The following is a 17,304-nucleotide window of genomic DNA, read 5'->3' as shown; positions in this document are numbered from 1 at the left end:
CGGACGAAGGAAGTGATCTTCATGCGTACTGTGGAAGCCCTTTCCGGCGGGGAGTGGGTGACGACCGGCGACTGGATCGACGTCCACGACCCGGCCGACGTCCGCGCCCCGATCGCCCGCGTCCCCGCCCTCGCCGCCAAGGACGTCACCCGCGCCTTCGACCACGCCGAGCGGGCCTTCGCCGGATGGAAGCGCACCAGCCCCTTCGAGCGGGCCCGGATCCTCACCGACGCGGCCCGCCTGATCCGCGAGCGGGTCGAGGAGATCGCCGCCGACGTCACGGCCGAGAACGGCAAGACGCTCACCGAGGCGACCGGCGAGACCCTCAAGGCCGCCGACTTCCTGGAGTACTACGCCGGTCTCGCCCGCCAGGGCTACGGCACCCTCCTGCACGACGTACGCCCGAACCACCGCACCCACACCCAGCGCGAGCCCATCGGCGTGATCCTGGTGATCAGCCCCTGGAACGACCCGCTGATCACTCCGGCCCGCAAGCTCGCCCCGCTGCTCGCGGCCGGCAACGCGGCCGTCTTCAAGCCGGCCACCGAGACCCCGCTGTCGGGCCTGCACTTCGCCCGCGCCCTGCACGAGGCGGGCCTGCCGGCGGGCGTGCTCAACGTGGTGACCGGGCGTACCGCGGAGATCGAGGAGGCCCTTCTCGACGACCCCCGGATCGTCGGCATCACCTTCACCGGCTCCAACGCCGTGGGGGGCCGCATCCGCCGCCGCCTCGCCGACCGCAACGTCCGCTTCCAGGGTGAACTCGGCGGCAAGAACGCCTCCGTCGTCCTCAGGGACGCCGACCTGCCGGCCGCCGCCAAGGCCGTCGTCGCCGCCTCCTTCGGCCAGGCCGGCCAGCGCTGCACCGCCACCAGCCGGGTCGTCGTCGAGCAGCCGGTGTACGAGGAGTTCGCCCGGCTGCTGGTGCTGGAGGTGGCGGCGCTGACGATCGGCCCGGGCAGCGACCCGGCGACCACCCTGTGCCCGCTGTCGAGCCCCAAGCAGCGCGACAGCGTCCTCGCCGACATCGACAAGGCCGTCGAGCAGGGTGCCGTCGTCCTCACCGGCGGCACGGCTGACACCGAGGGCGAGCGCGCGCACGGCTGCTACGTCCGGCCGACCGTCCTCGCCCAGGTCACCCCCGAGACGGCGGTCTGGCGCGAGGAGGTCTTCGGTCCGGTCCTCGCCGTCCGTGCCGTCGACGACTTCACCGCGGCCGTCGACGCCGTCAACGACTCCGACTTCGGCCTCGCCGCCGCCGTCTTCACCCGCGACCTCGCCGCCGCCCACCGCTTCACGGACGAGGCCGAGTGCGGGCAGGTCGCGGTCAACACCACCACCACCGGCTGGGACGTCCACCTGCCCTTCGGCGGCTTCCGCGACTCCGGCACGGCCTACAAGGAGCAGGGCGACGAGGTCCTGCGCTTCTCCACGCGCGTGAAGACCGTCGCCGTCCACTTCGGCGCGTGACGCCCGTACTCCAAGGAGGCACCGCCATGGCTGACGAGACCATCGGCATCGTCGGCGCCGGCATCGTGGGCCTGGCCACCGCCCGGGAGATCGCCCTGCGCTGCCCCGGCACCCGGGTCCTGGTGCTGGACAAGGAGCACGAGGTCGCCGTCCACCAGACCGGCCACAACTCGGGCGTCGTCCACGCCGGCATCTACTACGCGCCCGGCAGCCTCAAGGCCGACCTGTGCGTACGAGGCGTGTCCCTGCTGCGCGAGTACTGCCGCGAGCGCGGACTGCCGTACGAGGAGATCGGCAAGCTCGTCGTCGCCGTCCGCGAGGACGAACTGGACCGCATGGAGAGCCTCTACCGGCGGGCCAGGAACAACCACGTGCCGGACCTGCGGAAGATCTCCAGGGAGGAGATCAAGGAGATCGAGCCCAACGCGGGCGGCATCGCGGCCCTGCACTCCCCGCGCACCGCGATCACCGACTACAAGGCGGTCGCCCGCGCGTTCGCGAGGGACATCGAGACCTCCGGCGGCGAGGTACGCCTCGGCTTCCCCGTCACCTCGATCACCCATGTCCCCGGCGGCATCGAGGTCGCCTCCGGCCAGGACCGGGTCCGCGTCGGCAGGCTGATCCTCTGCGCCGGTCTGCACTCGGACGCCGTGGCCCGGCTCGCCCAGGACAGGCGGGAGCCGCGGATCATCCCGTTCCGGGGCGAGTACATGCTGCTCAGGCCGGAGAAGACGGACCTCGTACGAGGGCTGATCTATCCGGTGCCCGACCCGCGCTACCCGTTCCTCGGCGTGCACTTCACACCCCGCGTCGACGGCTCGGTGGAGGTCGGCCCGAACGCCGTCCTGGCCCTGGCCCGGGAGGGCTACACGCGCGGCCGCGTCTCGCCCAGGGACCTGATCGGTCTCGCCGGCTACCCCGGTTCCTGGAAGATGGCCGCCCGGCACTGGCGTACCGGCATCAGGGAGTACCGCGGTTCGTTCTCCACGGCCGCCTTCATGAAGGACGCGGGGCGGTACGTCCCCGGCGTCGGCGTCGGTGACGTGGTCCGCGGCGGTGCGGGCGTCCGCGCCCAGGCGTTGGACCGGGACGGCACGCTCCTGGACGACTTCCGCATCCACCAGGCCGGCCGGGTCACCGCGGTCCGCAACGCGCCCTCGCCGGCCGCGACGGCCTCGATGGCGATCGCCGGCCACATCGTCGACGCCGTCTTCGGCGAGGCGTGACGACGTGTCGCGCACACAGTAAATGCCCTGCGTGCAGCGGTGTTTCGCGCAACAACAGCTTGCATCCCCAGAGCTCTGCAAGGCCTCCCGTCCCGCCTAGCGTTCCTCCCACACCACACCACCACGCCCCCTGAGAGAAAGAGTTGAAAGCATGTTCGTTGTCGACACCCAGATCCACATCTGGAAGGAAGAGACCCCGGACCGCCCCTGGGTCCCCGGCGCGCGCGAGCGCATCCGCCTCAACGGACACCGCGAGGACCCCTTCTCGTACGAGGAGGCCCTGGAGCTGATGGACGAGGCGGGCGTCAACCGGGCCCTGATCCTGCCGCCGTCCTGGGAGGGTGACCGTATCGACTACGCCCTCGAGGCGTGCGAGGCACACCCGGACCGCTTCGGCATCATGGCCCGCATCCCGCAGAACAAGCCCGAAGAGGGCAAGGCCATGCTCAAGGACTTCGCCGAGAACCCGCACGTCAAGGGCACGCGCCTGACCTTCCACCGGCCGATCGACCGCAACTGGATGATCGACGGCACCAACGACTGGTACTGGCCGATCGCCGAGGAACTCCGCATCCCCACCATGGTGCACGCCCCGATCTGGAAGCGTGAGCTCGGCGAGATCGCCGCCAAGCACCCCGAGCTGAAGATCATCATCGACCACATGGGCATCATGGCCCGCTGCGTCGACGACGCGATCGGCTACTGGGTCCAGGAGACCGCCGACCTGGCCGCCCACCCGAATATCTACGTCAAGGTCTCGGCGCTCCCGGGCTACTCCACGCAGCCCTTCCCGAACAACAACATCCAGAAGTACGTGCGCGAGATGGTCGACAAGATGGGCCCGCAGCGCTGCTTCTACGGCACCGACATCACGCGGCTGCTCGGCCACGGCATCACCTACACCGACACGATCGAGCAGTTCACCAAGCACTGGGACTTCACGCCCGAGGAGCTTGAATGGATCATGGGCCGCGGCATCTCCGAGGTCCTGAACTGGCCGATCGAGGGCTGAGGAAGCACGAGAGATGACCGACACCAACAACCCTCCGGGGGCCGACGGCGGCGATGCTCTCGTCTCCGCCTTCAGCGCCGTCGGCGCCGACTACCTCTTCTGCTCGTCGGGCTCCGAGTGGGCCCCGGTGTGGGAGTCCCTGGCCCGGCGCCACCGGGACGGGCTGCCCTGCCCGCGCTACCTGGACCTGACGCACGAGACCGTGGCCGTGGGCATGGCCACCGGCTACGGACTGGTCGAGCGCAGACCGCAGGGCGTGCTGCTGCACGCGGCCCCCGGCCTGCTCCAGGGCTCGATGGCCGTCCACGGGGCGCTGCTCGCGGGCGTCCCGATGGTGGTCAGCTCCTCGGAGTCGACCACCTACGGCGACGGCCCCGGGCAGGACCCGGGCGGCCAGTGGTACCGCAACCTGTCCGTCGTGGGCGGCCCGCACGGCGTCGCCCAGCCCTTCACCAAGTGGTCCAACGAGGCCGCCAGCGTCCACACCCTGCCCACCATGATCACGCGGTCGGCGGAACTGGCCTGGCGTGCCCCGGCGGGCCCCGCGTACCTGAACATCCCGCTGGAGATCCTCCTGGAGGAGTGGGACGGCCGCGAGGCCAAGCCGATCGTGCCGCCGGGCTCCACGCACAGCTCGCCCGAAGAGGTCGACCCGGTCGCGCAGTTGATCCGCGAGGCCCGCAATCCCGTGATCGTGACCGAGACCTCCGGTCGCGAGGCGGGCGGCTTCGAGGCGCTCGTCGCCTTCGCCGAGGCGTGGCACATCCCGGTCGTCGAACCCGACTCGGCGGTCTGCGGCAACTTCCCGCGCACCCACCCGCTGCACGCCGGCAGCGACATCGGACCGTGGATGGACGAGGCGGACCTGATCCTCCTCGTCAACTGCCGCGCCCCCTTCTACCCGCCGTCGCGCCGCCCCTCCAAGGCACAGATCGTCGTCATCGACGAGGTGCCGCAGCGCCCGCACGTCGTCTACCAAGTCCTGTACGCCGACAGGTACTTGGAAGGAAACGTCGCCAACACCCTGCGCCAGCTCGCCAAGCGGGCCAAGGACCTCGACGAGAGGGCCGTGGCCATGCGCCGTACGGCGCAGGAGGAGCGGCACACCGCCGAACAGGCTGCGATCGCCGCCGCGGAGGCCAAGGCCTCGGTCGGGGCCGAGGGCATCGACCCGGTGCTCGTCGCCGCGACCCTGCGCACGCTGCTGGAGGGCCGGGACGGGATCGTCGTCGACGAGACCATCACCCACAGCCGCATCGTCAAGCGCCATGTGCGGACCGACGCCCCCGACTCGTACTTCTACGTGCAGGGCGGACTCGGCCAGGGCATCGCGGTCGCGCTCGGCGTCAAACTCGCCGCACGCGAGCGCCCGGTGGTGCTCACGATCGGCGACGGCGCGTTCGCCTACAACCCGGTCATCCCGTCGTACGACGCGTCGAAGGCGTACGAACTCCCGCTGCTGATCGTGGTGTTCAACAATCGCGTCTACAAGTCGATGAACCTCAACCACCGCAGGTTCTACCCCGAGGGCGCCGCCGCCGAGACGGGGGAGTGGCTCGGCACCGATCTGCACCGGCTGCCCCGACTCGCCGCGTTCGCCGAGCCGTTCGGCATGCACACCGAGACCGTCGACGCCCCGGACGCCCTCGCGCCCGCGCTGGAGCGCGCCCTCAAGGCCGTCTCCGAGGGCACGACGGCCGTCGTCGACGTCCTCGTCACCCGCTGATCCGGCGCAGGCGAACGAGCCAAGAGACCAGGAGGCACCTGCCACCATGACCGACACACCGACCCCCACGCCGGGCAAGGTACGCCTGAGCGCCGAGGACCTGCGCACCTTTTCCGCCGCGCTCCTGGAGAAGGGCGGCCTCAGCCCGGAGCACGCCGCCACCACCGCCGACGTGTTCGTCTGGGCCGCGCTGCGCGGCGTCGACTCGCACGGCATCGCCCGCGTCCCCGCCTACCTGGAGCTGCTCGCCAAGGGCGTCGCCAACGCGCAGGCCGAGATCAGGGTCGAGTCGACCACGCCGGCCGCCGCCGTCCTGGACGCCGACCGCGCCCCCGGCCCGGTGGCGCTCAGCGCGGCGGCCGAGGAGGCCGTGAGCCGGGCCCGCACCACCGGCATCGCCTCGGTCGGCGTGCGCGGAACCGTGCACACCGGCGCCATCGGCTACTACGTCTCGAAGATCGCCGAACAGGGCATGGTCGGCCTCGGCTTCGTCGCCGGCATGCCCAACATGGGCTACACAGGGGTGAAAGGCCCCGCGGTGGCGACCAGCCCGCTCGCCATCGCCGTACCTACGGATCCGTCGTCGAGCCACGCGCCGCTGCTGCTCGACATGGCGACCGCCACCATCGCGCTCGGCAAGATCCGCCAGGCCAAGGCGAGCGGCACCCCCCTGCCGGAGGGCGCGGCCGCCACCGAGGACGGCACCCCCACCACCGACCCGGCGACGGCCGTCATGCCGTTGCCGCTGGGCGGTGCCAAGGGGTCCGGCATGTCCCTCGCGTTCGAGCTGCTCACCAGCGTGCTCGTCGGGGCGCCGATCTTCGCCGCGTTCCACTCGGACGACCCGGAGGGTCGCAAGCACCGCCAGAACGCCCTGCTCATCGCCGTCGATCCGGCCGCCTTCGGCGGAGCGGAGGGCTTCACCGAGGGGGTCGAGGCGACGCTGTCCGCACTCAAGGGCCTGCCGGTCGCCGACGGCGCCGACGGCGTGCACTACCCGGGCGAGCGCAGCGCCGCCGTGGCCGTGGAGCGGGCCGGGCAGGGGATTCCGGTGGCGCCCAAGGTGTGGCGCGAACTAACGGAGAACGCCGAGAAGTTCGGAATCACCCCGCCCACGCCGGTCGCCTGACAGGAGCGCGGGGATCGATGTCGCCGGCCGTCGGAGGGGACGGTCGGCGGCTTCTGTTTCCTCAGGAGCGGACGGCCTCGCGCACATGGCGGGCGATCAGGGCGTAGGTCTCCCGCGCCTTCTCGTCGTCCGAGCCGTCGTACCCGTGGTCGGCCCCGGCCACGTCGTGATGCCCGACCAGGGAGCCCGTCTTCCGCAGCCGGTCGGCGTAGCTCTCGGCCTCCGCCCGCAGGAGGTCGTACTCGGCCGTGATCACGAGGGCCGGGGCGATGCCGGTCAGGTCCGCGGTGTCGGAGGAGTGGGCGGGCGACACCAGCCGGTCGGCGCGCAGCCGGACGTCGGGGACGTACGACGTGTCGAAGATGTCGGCCATCCAGGGCCGCAGCATCGGCCGGTCGACGGCGGCGCGCTTGTGCCGGGCACCGGTCGCGAGGTCCAGCGGGGGATAGTGCAGGACCTGGAGCGCGATCGCGGGACCGCCCTCCTCCAGGGCCTGGCGCGCCACGGCCGCGGCGAGTCCGCCGCCCGCGCTCTGCCCGCCCACGGTGAGGCGACCGCCGTCCCAGCCGTGTTCGGCGCCGTGCTCGGCGACCCAGCGGACGACCTCGTACGCCTGCCTCGGCGGGGCCGGGAACGGGTGCTGCGGGGCGACCACGTAATCCACGTTGATCACCACGATCCCCGCCTGTGCGGCGAGGAAGCGGCACAGCGGGTCGTCCATCTCCGTGAGGGAGATGACGTAGCCGCCGCCGTGGAAGTTGACGTGCACCGGCGGCGCCGCCTCGCCGGCCTCCTCGGGCGCGGGCAGGTACACCGTCACCCGGGCCTCGGCGACGGACGTGGGTATGGTCAACTCCTTCACGGTGCGCGGGTATTCGGGGAAGCGGGCGTGCGAGGCCGCCGCCGAGCCGCGCCCGCTGGAGCGCCGGTCGGCGAGCAGGGTCATCCGTTGCATCGTCTTGGCGGCGAGGGTGGCCACCGCCGGGCGGGCCAGGAGGGACATGCGGTTCCGTTCGCTGGGACTGCGGCGGCCCGGGGGGAGGGGCTGCACCTGACGCGAGGAATTTACTTGAGTCAGGCAATGCAAAGCTAGGGTGTCGATCTCAGCGGGTGGTCCGCACGCCGTCGAGGGCGACGGACAGCACCCGGTCGCGCTGGGCGTCGTCGTCGAAGGTCGTCGCGGTGATGCCCGAGACCATGCGCAGCAGGTCCACGAAGTCCATGTCCGTGCGCGCCTCGCCGGCCTGCTGGGCCCGGGTGAACAGCGGGCCCCCGGCCGCGTACATGGACGCGCGGCAGGCGGCGAAGATCTCCGACTCGTCGTTGAGTGCCTCCCGCACGGCCCGCTTGGTCACCATGTAGCCCGCGAACCGGTCCAGCCAGGCCGTCAGGGCGTCCCAGGGCTCTCGGTCGGCAACCTCCTCGGCGACCTGGCACAGGGCGTTGACCTCGTCCGCGTAGACGCTCTCGAAGAGATGGCGGCGGGTGGGGAAGTTCCGGTACAGCGTGCCGATGCCGACGCCCGCGCGGCGCGCGATGTCCTCCAGCGAGGCGTCCGCGCCGTGCTCCGCGAAGGCCTCGCGGGCGGCGGCGAGCAGGGCGTCGTAGTTGCGGGCCGCGTCCTTCCGGTGCGGTCGGCGGGCCGCGACGATCTCTCTGACGGGGAACGGCTGGGCGGTCACGGCTGCCTCCCGGGGCTGGCTCGGTTGAAGCGGAGGGATGCCTCCGCTAGAGTGGAGGTGTACCTCCACTTTAGCAGTGCGAGGTGCGTTCGCCGTGGACGCGTGCGGCCGCACGCGTCCTCCTGCCCATACATCCCCTCCGCGACCGCTCACCGCGGCCGCCGGCGTCCCCGTGCCCGCCCGCAGGGCGCACCGGGTCCGCACCGACGACCGCGGTCAGAGGCTTCGGCCGCACCCTGTGTTCGGAGAGGCTCTTCATGCCCCGCAAGTCCACCCGCCTCACCTTCGCGGTCCTCGCGACCGGTGCCGGCGTGTTCTCCATGCTCCAGTCGCTGATCGCGCCGGCCCTGCCGACCGTCCAGCACGCCCTGCACACCTCGCAGTCCACCGCGACCTGGGTGATGACGGCCTATCTGCTGTCCGCCTCGGTCTTCACCCCGATCCTCGGCCGCGTCGGCGACCTGATCGGCAAGAAACGCACCCTCGTCGCCGTCCTGGTGACCGTGGCCGTCGGCTGTCTGCTCGCCGCGCTCGCGCCCAGCATCGGCGTACTGATCGTCGCCCGGGTCGTCCAGGGCGTCGGCGGCGCCCTGTTCCCCCTCTCCTTCGGCATCATCCGGGACGAGTTCGCCCCGTCCGAGGTGAGCGGCAGCATCAGCAACCTGTCCGCCGTCATCGCCGCGGGCGGCGGCGTCGGCATGGTCGCCGCCGGGCCCATCGTCACCGCGCTCGACTACCGGTGGCTGTTCTGGATCCCGGTCGGCATCGTCGCCCTGGCCACGCTCATCGCCGTGCGCTACGTCCCCGAGTCGCCCCGCCGGGCCGAGGGCCAGGTCAACTGGTCCGGCGCCGCACTGCTGTCGGCCTGGCTGGTGGCCCTGCTGCTGCCGCTCAGTCAGGCGGGCGTGTGGGGCTGGGGTTCCGCCCGGGTGCTCGGCCTGTTCGCCGCCGCCGTCGCGCTGTTCGCGCTGTGGCTGTACAGCGAGGCCCGCTCCCGCACCCCGCTGATCGACCTGCGCGTCATGCGACTGCCGGCCGTGTGGACCACCAACACCGCCGCGCTCCTCTTCGGCGCCGGAATGTACTCGATCTGGTCCTTCCTGCCGGGCTTCGTGCAGACGCCCTCGTCGGCCGGGTACGGCTTCGGCGCGAGCGTCACCGCCGCCGGACTGCTCATGCTGCCGATGCTGGTCGCGATGTTCCTGTCCGGTGTGCTCAGCGGCCGACTGGAGCCGGTCCTGGGCGCCAAGACACTCCTGACGACCGGTGCCGCGCTCGGCGCGGTGGCCTGCGGCTTCCTCGCCCTGTGGCACGACGAGCAGTGGCAAGTCGCCCTGGTCGCGGGCCTGTTCGGGCTCGGCATCGGACTCGCCTTCGCCTCCATGGCCAACCTGATCGTGGGCAGCGTCCCCGCCGACCAGACCGGCGCCGCCACCGGCATGAACGCCAACATCCGCACCATCGGCGGATCCATCGGCGCCGCCGTCACCGGCGTCCTGGTCACCGGCCACCTCCAGCCCTCGGGCCTGCCGTACGCCTCCGGCTACACCCACGGCTTCACCCTGCTGGCCCTGCTCTGCCTGGCCGCCGCCCTGGCCGCGCTGCTGGTGCCGACTCGCCGCGGCGGCCGTACGACGGGCAAGGCCCGCGCCGCCCATGAGGTGACAGCCGTGGAGCAGGAGACCGTGGCGCACGGCTGACGCGGGCACAGCGGGTCGGCCCGCCCCCATGGGGTAGGGTTGACCTGCGCGCTCACACGGGTGGTCTCAAGCGGCCGACTGTGGAGAGCGCACCGGGACGTGGCGCAGCTTGGTAGCGCACTTGACTGGGGGTCAAGGGGTCGCAGGTTCAAATCCTGTCGTCCCGACGGTGTGAAGGGTCTTCGCGGGTGAACACCTGCGGGGGCCCTTTTCGTGGTGCTGTCCCGCCGGATCTTGGCCGGCCGTCGCCAGTAGCTCTGCGACCAGGGGGTTTTGGTCGTTTTTTCGCCAAGCGACGGCGACTCGGGTGCGGGCGGCGGGCTTGATGCCGCGGAAGGCGACGCCTTTGAGGCGGATGCGTCGGATGCTCGCCGGAGCGAGGGAGACGCCCAGGCCGGTTCCCACGAGGGCGCACACGGTCTGCCACTCCACTGCGTGCTGGGCCACCTGGGGTGTGAAACCCGCTGCGGTGCAGAGGCTGGTGATCCGGTCGTGCAGTTGCGGGCCGACCGTGCGGGGCAGGAGCACGAAGGGTGATTCCGCCAACTGCGCGATGTTGACAGTCCGTTGGGCGGCCAGAGGGTGAGTGGACGGCAGCACGGCCACGAACGGCTCGCTGAACACCGTCTTGAAGCCGAGCTCCGTTTCGTCGGCGGGGGGTTCGCGCAGCAGACCGATGTCGATGGTCCTGTCGTGCAGGGCGGCGATCTGCGGTGCGGTGGTCATCTCGTGGATGTCCAGGCGCACGTCGGGGAACTGCTGCCGGAAGGTGCGCAGCAGGCCGGGCAGGACGGTCAAAGCGAGGGAGGCGGCGAACCCGATCCGCAGGCGTCCGGCCCGGCCGCTGCCAACGGCGCGGGCGGCGTCCAGGCCGTCCGCGAGGTCGGTGAGGGCCCGCCGTGCGGCGGGCAGCAGCTCGCGGCCTGCCGGGGTGAGGGTGACGCGTCCTGGTTCGCGGCTGAACAGCGCGTGGCCGACCTTGTCCTCCAGTCGGCGGATCTGCTGGCTCAGCGGTGGCTGGGCGATGCCCAGGCGGGCGGCCGCGTGGCCGAAGTGGAGTTCCTCCGCGAGTACGACGAAAGCGTGCAGCTGCGGCAGGGGGAGTTCGGGGCGCTCCATACTCCTAGAGATATCAGACCATGCCTGCAGCTGTATTAGACGTATCAGTGCTGGTCACTTAGCGTTCGGCGCATGACAGAGCGACGTGCGATCCTCAGCGGCTCGACCTTCGAGGAGCGGATCGGATATGCCCGTGCCGTGGTCGACGGAGACTGGGTGCATGTGTCCGGAACGACCGGGTTCGACTACGCCACGATGACGATCTCCGACGACGTGGTGGAGCAGGCCGAGCAGTGCCTGCGCAACGTCGAGGCCGCGCTGGCCGAGGCGAAGTGCACCTTCGCCGACGTGGTGCGGGTCCGCTACCTGCTGCCTGACCGCGAAGACTTCGAGCCCTGCTGGCCGGTTCTGCGCCGCTGCTTCGGCGAAGTTCGGCCGGCCGCCTCGATGCTCGTCTGTGGCCTCGCCGACACCCGCATGAAGATCGAGATCGAGGTGGACGCTCGGCGGGTCTCCGAAGCGCCTGGCGCGCCCGTCGCGCCCGTCGAGGCCTATGAACCCCCCTACTACGTGGCTGTCTTCACCACGGTGCGAACCCAGGACCAGAACGACTACAGCGAGACCAACGCACGCATGGAAGACCTGGTGAAGGACGTCCCCGGGTACCTGGGGATGGACCACGCGCAGACTCCTGGCGGGCTGGGCATCACCGTCGGCTACTTCCGCGACGCCGACGCCCTCACGGAGTGGCGGACCAACGCCGAGCACCGCGCGGCGCAACAGCGCGGGCAAGCCGAGTGGTACGAGAGCTACACGCTGCACGTGGCGAAGGTGGAACGGAGCCACGGGTTCACGCGGGCGGAGGACCCGCGGAGCCCGTCCGCAGGCTGACCGGCCGAGGCCATCTCGGCGACCGCCCCGCCACAAGCTCGCATCGAACGGGTCGGCGGGCCCTGTCGGTCACAGCGCCGGAACAGGGAAGAGCACGGACACCTTCGCGCCCGCTTCCCGAGTCGGCGCCGAGTTCACGGCCCGCACCGTGGTCCGGGTCCGGCTGCCCGCGAAGACGAACAGGCGCAGTACCAGGAAACGCCCGATACCGGCGAGCCCGGCGGCGGTGAGGTAGACGACCTGCTCGTAGAGCACTCCGGCCGACGGCTGCACGAGGTGCAGGACGAGAACCGCGGTGGAGGTCACCACGTAGGCGGCCGTGGCCGACCCCGCGGACTGCCAGTGCTGGCGCCATCCGGCATGCCCTGCCCCGAAGGTGAAGCGTGCGTGGAGCTCCGTGCTGAGCAGCGTGGAGGCGACGGTGATCAGCGCGTTCGCCGCAGCCCAGGGCATCAGGGCGGCGAGCACCGGCACGACGCCGCTGGAAGCCACCCCGACTCCGCCGCCGAGCAGGACGAACCGGGCGAAGGAGGCGAGGGGGCCGGCGGCGGCCGGGGTCCGTCGTGCCGCGGCGGGGTCGGTCGCCGTTCGCTCCTCATCCCGGGCCTGGTCAGTCGTCCCCGGCTTCGGCGAGACCAGCGACTTCATGGGATGTCCCTTCGGATGAGGGAGCTGATGGCCTCCCCGGCCTTTTGGATTACGACCATACGGTAATGAGTCGCGGGGCCTCCTCGCAAGGTTCTGGCAGGCTTGGAATTATGACCGTACTCACATAGGGGTGGGCAGCAGCCTGGATGTGCGGCAGCACTCGCGGGTGTCGAGGCCCTGCATGCGGCGCGGTGGGCTGCTCGCTTGAGTTTCGAAGCGGCGGATCACCTGCGCGAGGAGCGCGGAGTTGTTTTCTCGGCAACGAGAAGGCGGCCTGTGTCGTGTGTGCGGGGGCCCGCTAGTGGTGCTGGTCGGTGGTGCCTGCCGCGCTCTGGACCGTGAGAATGCGTATCGGCTCGCCGTCGCCGACAGCGCGCCAGCGGTGGGGGGTTCCGCCCGGGTAGCAGATGGAGTCTCCCGGCCCCAGTACGTGGAGGCGAGGGCCGTCGAGGGTCTGCAGGTCGATTTCGATCCCGCCGGTGACGACGTAGAGGAACTCGTCTCCGGGGTGGTCGTAGTACTCCTCGAACTCCGGGGGCGCCCCCGCGTATTCGACCGGGTGGATCGAGTAGGAGGCGGCCCCCAGCATGCGCGCCGCGCCACCGGAGTTGACCACCGGCAGGCCCTCGCCGAAGCGCACCAGGTGCGCGGATGCGGCCGGGGTGCCGGGGTGCGGTACCGCCGCGGTGGCCATGAGGGCCTGCTGGGTGGTGCCGAGGGCTCGGGCGATCCGGTGCAAAGAGGGCATGCTCGGCCGGGTCAGACCGCGCTCCAGCTGGCTGAGGAACGGGTGCGAGAGTCCGGCGAGCTCGGCGACCTGCACCAGGGTCAGGCCCCGCTCCTTGCGCAGCCTCCGGATGGAGGCGCCGAGTTCGGCGCGCAGGTGCGCGTCCGTCTCCTGGGCTGCTGACTGGCCTTCGGGCTCGGCCGCGGACTGGGCTGCGGACGGGCGGTCGGCGGGTGACGCGCTGTTGGCGGAGGGGGCCGGCATGGCGGGAATCCTAAGCGGTCGGGGTCGGCGGGCCGAGCGGGTTCTGGGGGTCACGGGAGGCCGCGGGAGGCGATGGGGGGAGTTTTACGCCATCGAAACACCAGGCCCCTACGCTCAATGTTGATGGCGTGAACATTTTACTCGATCCGCGTCCCCGCTCGCCGCCAAGCCCCCAGGGAGCCCCTATGACCGCGGCCACCTCCGCATCCGCCCGTCCCGCCGACGCCTCGCCGGAAGACCCCGGGTTCCTGGACGCCATGGCGGCACTCGCCGGCGGGGTCTGTGTCGTCACCGCCCTGACAGCCGAAGGGCACCCGGCCGGTTTCACCAGTACCGCGGTGATGAGCCTGAGCCGGGATCCGCAGCTGCTGGCCATCGGCGTCGGCCGTACCGGCCGTACCCTGCCCGCTCTGCTCGGTGGTGGCCGGAGGTTCGCGCTCAACATCCTGCACGCGGGTGGCGAGCACATGGCCCGGCGCTTCGCCGACCGCCCCGCCGATCGCTTCGTGGGGCTCGAGTGGTCGGCGGAGGAGGCGACCGGCGTGCCCCTGCTGGTAGCCCACTGCTCCTACACGGTCCTCTGCCGCGTGGTGCAGGACATTCCGGCCGGCGACCACCACCTGCTGGTATCCGCCGTGGAACGGATCGTGACCGGCTCGGGCGGCCCGACCGCCCTGGTCCATCACGACCGCCGGTACCACATGCTCGGTGCCGCGTGACCGACCCCGACCGGTTCCCGGTGCGTCTTGCGCGCGTCGCGGCTTCGACGGCTTCCCGGTATCCACCGCCTCGCACGAAACGGACCTGAGACCATGCCACCTCTCCTCCTGCGAGGCGCACGGCTGCCCGACGGCACCGTCCGCGACGTACTGCTGGACAGCGACAGCGGCCTCGTCGGACGGGTCGCCGCCCCCGGTCTGCTGCCCGTCGGCCCGGCCGAACTCGACCTGACCGGACACCTGTTGCTGCCGGCCCCCGCGGAACCGCATGCCCACCTGGACAAGGCCCTGACCTGGGACCTGGCGGGAGCACTGCCGGGCGACCTGCCGTCCGCCATCGTCGCCTGGCGCGCCCATGCCGAGGGCATCACCGAGGAGGACGTCCTGGAGCGTGCCCGGCGGGCGGTCGACGAGATGTGCGCCAACGGCGTCACCGCGGTCCGGACGCACGTGGACATCCTTACCGGCGAGGATCCGCTGCGAGGCCTGCGCGCCCTGCTGCGGCTGCGGAAGGAGATGCGCGGGCGGGTGCGGCTCCAGATCGCCGTCCTCCATGTCGACGCCCCCGAGGAGCTGTTGCACCGCGCGCTCAGCCTCGGCGCGGATCTGCTGGGCGACTGCCCCCATCTGTCCGCCGACCCGGCCGCCGCCATCGAGCGCACTCTGCGGATCGCCGCCGAGCACCACGTCGGAGTGGACCTGCACGCGGACGAGACCCTCGACCCGGGCGCCCAGGACCTGCGCCTGCTCGCCGCAGCCGTCCGCGAACGGGGCTTCGCCCTCGGCGTCACCGCCAGCCACTGCGTCAGCCTCGGCAGCGTGGACCCGCAGGAGGCGGCGCGTACCGCCAAGGAGGTCGCCGCCGCGGGGATCGGGGTCGTCACCCTCCCGCTGACGAATCTCTACCTCCAGGGCCGCGACCACCCTTCGGCCACCCCGCGCGGCCTCACCGCCGTACGCCCGCTGCTGGACGCGGGCGTCAGGCTCGCGGCAGGCGGCGACAACATCCGCGATCCCTTCAACCCGGTGGGCCGGGGCGATCCGCTGGAGACCGCCTCCTTGATGGTCACCGCCGGTCATCTCACCCCGGACGAGGCGCTGCACGCCGTGACCGCGGGGGCTCGCGCCGTCCTCGGGCTGCCCGAGGCCGGGCCGTACGAGGGTGCTGTCGCCGATCTCCTGGCGGTGCGTGCCGACTCGGTGTCGGAGGTGCTGGGGGCGTCCTGCCCGCCGCGGCTGGTATTCGCCGGCGGACGGCTGGTCAGCCGTACGTCAGTGGTCCGCGAAGTCTTCTGAGAGCGCAAAGGTCCTGACGAACTGATACCGCCGGGATATTGGCCGGAAACAATCAATGTTCATGCTATCAACATTCTCGGCGATGCTCTGAAGGGAGCCGATGTGCCGACCGTGCCGACCTCCGTGGAAGCGGCGCTGCGATTCGACGGCGTCGACAAGTACTTCGACAACGGGACCACCGCCCTCACCGGACTCGATCTGTCCATCGCCCCGGGCGAGTTCGTCGCCGTCGTCGGCCCTTCGGGCTGTGGCAAGTCCACCCTGCTCCGCCTCGCCTCCGGCCTGGACTCCGCGACGGGCGGTACCGTCCACGCCCCCGCCGACTCCGTCGGATACGTCTTCCAGGATCCGACCCTGCTGCCCTGGCGTACGGTCCTCGCCAACGTCGAACTCCCCGCCGAACTCGCCGGAACACCGAAGGCCGAACGCCGCGCACGGGCGCTGGACGCCCTGCGGCTGGTGGGTCTGGACGGCTTTGAGAAACAGCTTCCGGGGCAGCTGTCCGGAGGGATGCGGATGCGTGTCTCACTGGCCCGCGCCCTGATGACCCAGCCGTCGCTCTTCCTCTTCGACGAGCCGTTCGGCGCCCTCGACGAGATGACTCGCCTGCGCATGCAGGAGGAGCTCCAACGGATCTTCGCCGACGCCGGATTCGCCGCCCTGTTCATCACCCACTCGGTCACCGAAGCCGTCTTCCTGGCCGGCCGGGTCGTCGTGATGTCGGCCCGCCCCGGCAGAATCACGGCCTCCTTCGACGTGCCCTTCCCTCATCCCCGTCCGGCCGAGCTGCGCTACGACCCCGAGTTCGGCCGCATCGCCGGCGAGGTCTCGGCGACACTGCGAGGAGGTTCCCAGTGACCGTCGACACCACCGCCGGCGCGAAGGTCGACGGACCCGCCCGTGCGACGGGCTCCGCGCCCGCCGCACGCCCGGCCGACAAACGCCCCCGGCGGGCACGGCTGGTCACGGTGCTCGCGCCGGTGGGCTCGCTCGCCGCCGCGGTCGGCGTCTGGTACGCCGTCAGCTATCTGCTGCTCGACGCCGACCGGCGCTTCCTCGTACCGCCCCCGCATCAGGTCCTCAGCGTGTCGTTCCTCGACTGGACCCATCTGGAGCCCATGCTGCGGGCGCTGCGGCTCACCGCACAGGTCGCCCTGGTCGGCCTGCTCATCGCCTCCGCGCTCGGCGTGACGGCGGCGGTGCTGATGAGCAGGGCCCGCTGGCTGGAGCGCTCCCTCTACCCCTACGCAGTGATCCTGCAGACCGTGCCGATCCTGGCGATCGTGCCGCTGATCGGACTGTGGTTCGGCTTCGGCTTCACCAGCCGCGTGGTGGTCTGCGTCCTCATCGCCCTGTTCCCGATGATCGCCAACACCCTGTTCGGCATCCAGTCGGTGGACCGCGCCCACCACGACCTGTTCACCCTCCAGCGGGCGAGCCGCTGGGCCCGCCTGTCCAAACTCGAACTGCCCGCCGCGCTCCCCGCGATCTTCACCGGTCTGCGCACCTCCTCCGGTCTCTCCGTCATCGGCGCGATCGTGGGTGACATGTTCTTCAAGCAGGGCGACCCCGGTATCGGGACCCTGCTCGACGTCTACCGTTCCCGGCTCCAGTCCGAGGACCTGTTCGCCGCGATCATCCTCGCCTCGCTGTTCGGCGTAGTGGTCTTCGCCCTCTTCACCCTGGTCGCCCGGCTCGCCATCGGCTCCTGGCACGCCTCGGGCGAGCGGCCCTAGCCCACTCCGTATCCCGCCC

16 protein-coding genes, 1 tRNA gene and 1 pseudogene are annotated in these 17,304 nt (G+C 71.3%); 13 read left to right on the top strand and 5 right to left on the bottom strand.

What is annotated here, in order from left to right; genetic code table 11:
- Positions 1-21 precede the first annotated feature (21 nt).
- From OG252_RS09310 to OG252_RS09290, 5 genes are all read left to right on the top strand, one after another.
- Positions 22-1,470 (top strand): aldehyde dehydrogenase family protein, encoded by a 1,449-nt coding sequence (locus OG252_RS09310; RefSeq protein WP_329335156.1) that lies wholly within the window; start codon positions 22-24, stop codon positions 1,468-1,470.
- A 26-nt stretch (positions 1,471-1,496) separates the two neighbouring features.
- Complete coding sequence (gene lhgO / locus OG252_RS09305) at positions 1,497-2,696, top strand: L-2-hydroxyglutarate oxidase (RefSeq protein WP_329335154.1); 1,200 nt, start codon at positions 1,497-1,499, stop codon at positions 2,694-2,696.
- A 151-nt stretch (positions 2,697-2,847) separates the two neighbouring features.
- Positions 2,848-3,708: an amidohydrolase family protein gene (locus OG252_RS09300; protein ID WP_329335152.1), complete on the top strand. Its 861-nt coding sequence runs from the start codon at positions 2,848-2,850 to the stop codon at positions 3,706-3,708.
- A gap of 13 nt (positions 3,709-3,721) precedes the next feature.
- A complete protein-coding gene (locus OG252_RS09295; RefSeq protein WP_329335150.1) occupies positions 3,722-5,434 on the top strand; it encodes a thiamine pyrophosphate-dependent enzyme in 1,713 nt (570 codons plus the stop codon).
- A gap of 46 nt (positions 5,435-5,480) precedes the next feature.
- Positions 5,481-6,563 carry an Ldh family oxidoreductase gene (locus OG252_RS09290; protein ID WP_329335148.1) on the top strand — a complete coding sequence of 361 codons (1,083 nt, stop codon included), beginning with the start codon at positions 5,481-5,483 and terminating at the stop codon, positions 6,561-6,563.
- Between the two features lie 61 nt (positions 6,564-6,624).
- Here OG252_RS09290 and OG252_RS09285 read toward each other — a convergent pair whose 3' ends face one another.
- Complete coding sequence (locus tag OG252_RS09285) at positions 6,625-7,566, bottom strand: alpha/beta hydrolase (protein WP_266450632.1); 942 nt, start codon at positions 7,564-7,566, stop codon at positions 6,625-6,627.
- Between the two features lie 100 nt (positions 7,567-7,666).
- The gene (locus tag OG252_RS09280) at positions 7,667-8,245 is read right to left on the bottom strand and encodes a TetR/AcrR family transcriptional regulator (protein ID WP_266450634.1); all 579 of its coding nucleotides are present in this window, start codon (positions 8,243-8,245) and stop codon (positions 7,667-7,669) included.
- A 257-nt stretch (positions 8,246-8,502) separates the two neighbouring features.
- Here OG252_RS09280 and OG252_RS09275 point away from each other — a divergent pair, with 257 nt between their 5' ends.
- Together OG252_RS09275 and OG252_RS09270 are read left to right on the top strand one after the other, a co-directional pair.
- Positions 8,503-9,945, top strand: coding sequence for an MFS transporter (locus OG252_RS09275; protein WP_266450636.1), 1,443 nt, complete (start codon positions 8,503-8,505; stop codon positions 9,943-9,945).
- Between the two features lie 93 nt (positions 9,946-10,038).
- A tRNA-Pro gene (locus OG252_RS09270) sits at positions 10,039-10,112 on the top strand.
- Here the strand turns inward: OG252_RS09270 and OG252_RS09265 are convergent.
- Positions 10,078-11,064, bottom strand: a complete 987-nt coding sequence (locus OG252_RS09265) for a LysR family transcriptional regulator (RefSeq protein WP_329335144.1) — start codon at positions 11,062-11,064, stop codon at positions 10,078-10,080. The genes OG252_RS09270 and OG252_RS09265 overlap by 35 nt on opposite strands.
- A gap of 72 nt (positions 11,065-11,136) precedes the next feature.
- Here OG252_RS09265 and OG252_RS09260 point away from each other — a divergent pair.
- Both OG252_RS09260 and OG252_RS09255 read left to right on the top strand, forming a co-directional pair.
- A pseudogene (locus OG252_RS09260) lies at positions 11,137-11,496 on the top strand (RidA family protein); the annotation flags it as partial.
- The gene (locus tag OG252_RS09255; protein WP_266453070.1) at positions 11,482-11,895 is read left to right on the top strand and encodes an antibiotic biosynthesis monooxygenase family protein; all 414 of its coding nucleotides are present in this window, start codon (positions 11,482-11,484) and stop codon (positions 11,893-11,895) included. The pseudogene OG252_RS09260 and the gene OG252_RS09255, both read left to right, overlap by 15 nt.
- A 69-nt stretch (positions 11,896-11,964) precedes the next feature.
- Here OG252_RS09255 and OG252_RS09250 read toward each other — a convergent pair whose 3' ends face one another.
- Together OG252_RS09250 and OG252_RS09245 are read right to left on the bottom strand one after the other, a co-directional pair.
- Positions 11,965-12,543, bottom strand: coding sequence for a hypothetical protein (locus tag OG252_RS09250; protein WP_266450640.1), 579 nt, complete (start codon positions 12,541-12,543; stop codon positions 11,965-11,967).
- A gap of 298 nt (positions 12,544-12,841) precedes the next feature.
- Entirely contained in the window at positions 12,842-13,534 is a 693-nt protein-coding gene (locus OG252_RS09245; RefSeq protein WP_266450642.1) for a helix-turn-helix domain-containing protein, read from the bottom strand.
- A gap of 185 nt (positions 13,535-13,719) precedes the next feature.
- Between OG252_RS09245 and OG252_RS09240 the strand changes: the two genes are divergently transcribed.
- The 4 genes from OG252_RS09240 (at position 13,720) to OG252_RS09225 (ending at position 17,285) form a co-directional block, all read left to right on the top strand.
- Positions 13,720-14,253 carry a flavin reductase family protein gene (locus OG252_RS09240; protein ID WP_266450643.1) on the top strand — a complete coding sequence of 178 codons (534 nt, stop codon included), beginning with the start codon at positions 13,720-13,722 and terminating at the stop codon, positions 14,251-14,253.
- A 93-nt stretch (positions 14,254-14,346) separates the two neighbouring features.
- The gene (locus OG252_RS09235) at positions 14,347-15,549 is read left to right on the top strand and encodes an amidohydrolase family protein (protein ID WP_266450645.1); all 1,203 of its coding nucleotides are present in this window, start codon (positions 14,347-14,349) and stop codon (positions 15,547-15,549) included.
- A gap of 102 nt (positions 15,550-15,651) precedes the next feature.
- On the top strand, positions 15,652-16,407 hold the full coding sequence (locus OG252_RS09230; protein ID WP_266450646.1) for an ABC transporter ATP-binding protein: 756 nt from the start codon (positions 15,652-15,654) through the stop codon (positions 16,405-16,407).
- Positions 16,404-17,285 (top strand): ABC transporter permease, encoded by an 882-nt coding sequence (locus tag OG252_RS09225; RefSeq protein ID WP_266450647.1) that lies wholly within the window; start codon positions 16,404-16,406, stop codon positions 17,283-17,285. Before OG252_RS09230 ends, OG252_RS09225 begins: the two co-directional genes overlap by 4 nt.
- The last annotated feature ends 19 nt before the right edge of the window (positions 17,286-17,304 follow it).

The organism is Streptomyces sp. NBC_01352 (genome assembly GCF_036237295.1).
Classification (GTDB): domain Bacteria; phylum Actinomycetota; class Actinomycetes; order Streptomycetales; family Streptomycetaceae; genus Streptomyces; species Streptomyces plumbiresistens.
This window is presented reverse-complemented; position numbering and strand designations above follow the sequence as displayed.

Excerpts from the sequence above, each read along its gene's own strand:
- OG252_RS09240 (WP_266450643.1), top strand. The coding sequence starts at position 13,720 with ATGACCGCGGCCACCTCCGCATCCGCCCGTCCCGCCGACGCCTCGCCG.
- OG252_RS09310 (WP_329335156.1), top strand. The coding sequence starts at position 22 with ATGCGTACTGTGGAAGCCCTTTCCGGCGGGGAGTGGGTGACGACCGGC.
- OG252_RS09300 (WP_329335152.1), top strand. The coding sequence starts at position 2,848 with ATGTTCGTTGTCGACACCCAGATCCACATCTGGAAGGAAGAGACCCCG.
- OG252_RS09295 (WP_329335150.1), top strand. The coding sequence starts at position 3,722 with ATGACCGACACCAACAACCCTCCGGGGGCCGACGGCGGCGATGCTCTC.
- OG252_RS09290 (WP_329335148.1), top strand. The coding sequence starts at position 5,481 with ATGACCGACACACCGACCCCCACGCCGGGCAAGGTACGCCTGAGCGCC.
- OG252_RS09285 (WP_266450632.1), bottom strand. The coding sequence starts at position 7,566 with ATGTCCCTCCTGGCCCGCCCGGCGGTGGCCACCCTCGCCGCCAAGACG.
- OG252_RS09255 (WP_266453070.1), top strand. The coding sequence starts at position 11,482 with ATGAAGATCGAGATCGAGGTGGACGCTCGGCGGGTCTCCGAAGCGCCT.
- OG252_RS09265 (WP_329335144.1), bottom strand. The coding sequence starts at position 11,064 with ATGGAGCGCCCCGAACTCCCCCTGCCGCAGCTGCACGCTTTCGTCGTA.
- OG252_RS09275 (WP_266450636.1), top strand. The coding sequence starts at position 8,503 with ATGCCCCGCAAGTCCACCCGCCTCACCTTCGCGGTCCTCGCGACCGGT.
- OG252_RS09245 (WP_266450642.1), bottom strand. The coding sequence starts at position 13,534 with ATGCCGGCCCCCTCCGCCAACAGCGCGTCACCCGCCGACCGCCCGTCC.
- OG252_RS09250 (WP_266450640.1), bottom strand. The coding sequence starts at position 12,543 with ATGAAGTCGCTGGTCTCGCCGAAGCCGGGGACGACTGACCAGGCCCGG.
- lhgO (WP_329335154.1), top strand. The coding sequence starts at position 1,497 with ATGGCTGACGAGACCATCGGCATCGTCGGCGCCGGCATCGTGGGCCTG.
- OG252_RS09235 (WP_266450645.1), top strand. The coding sequence starts at position 14,347 with ATGCCACCTCTCCTCCTGCGAGGCGCACGGCTGCCCGACGGCACCGTC.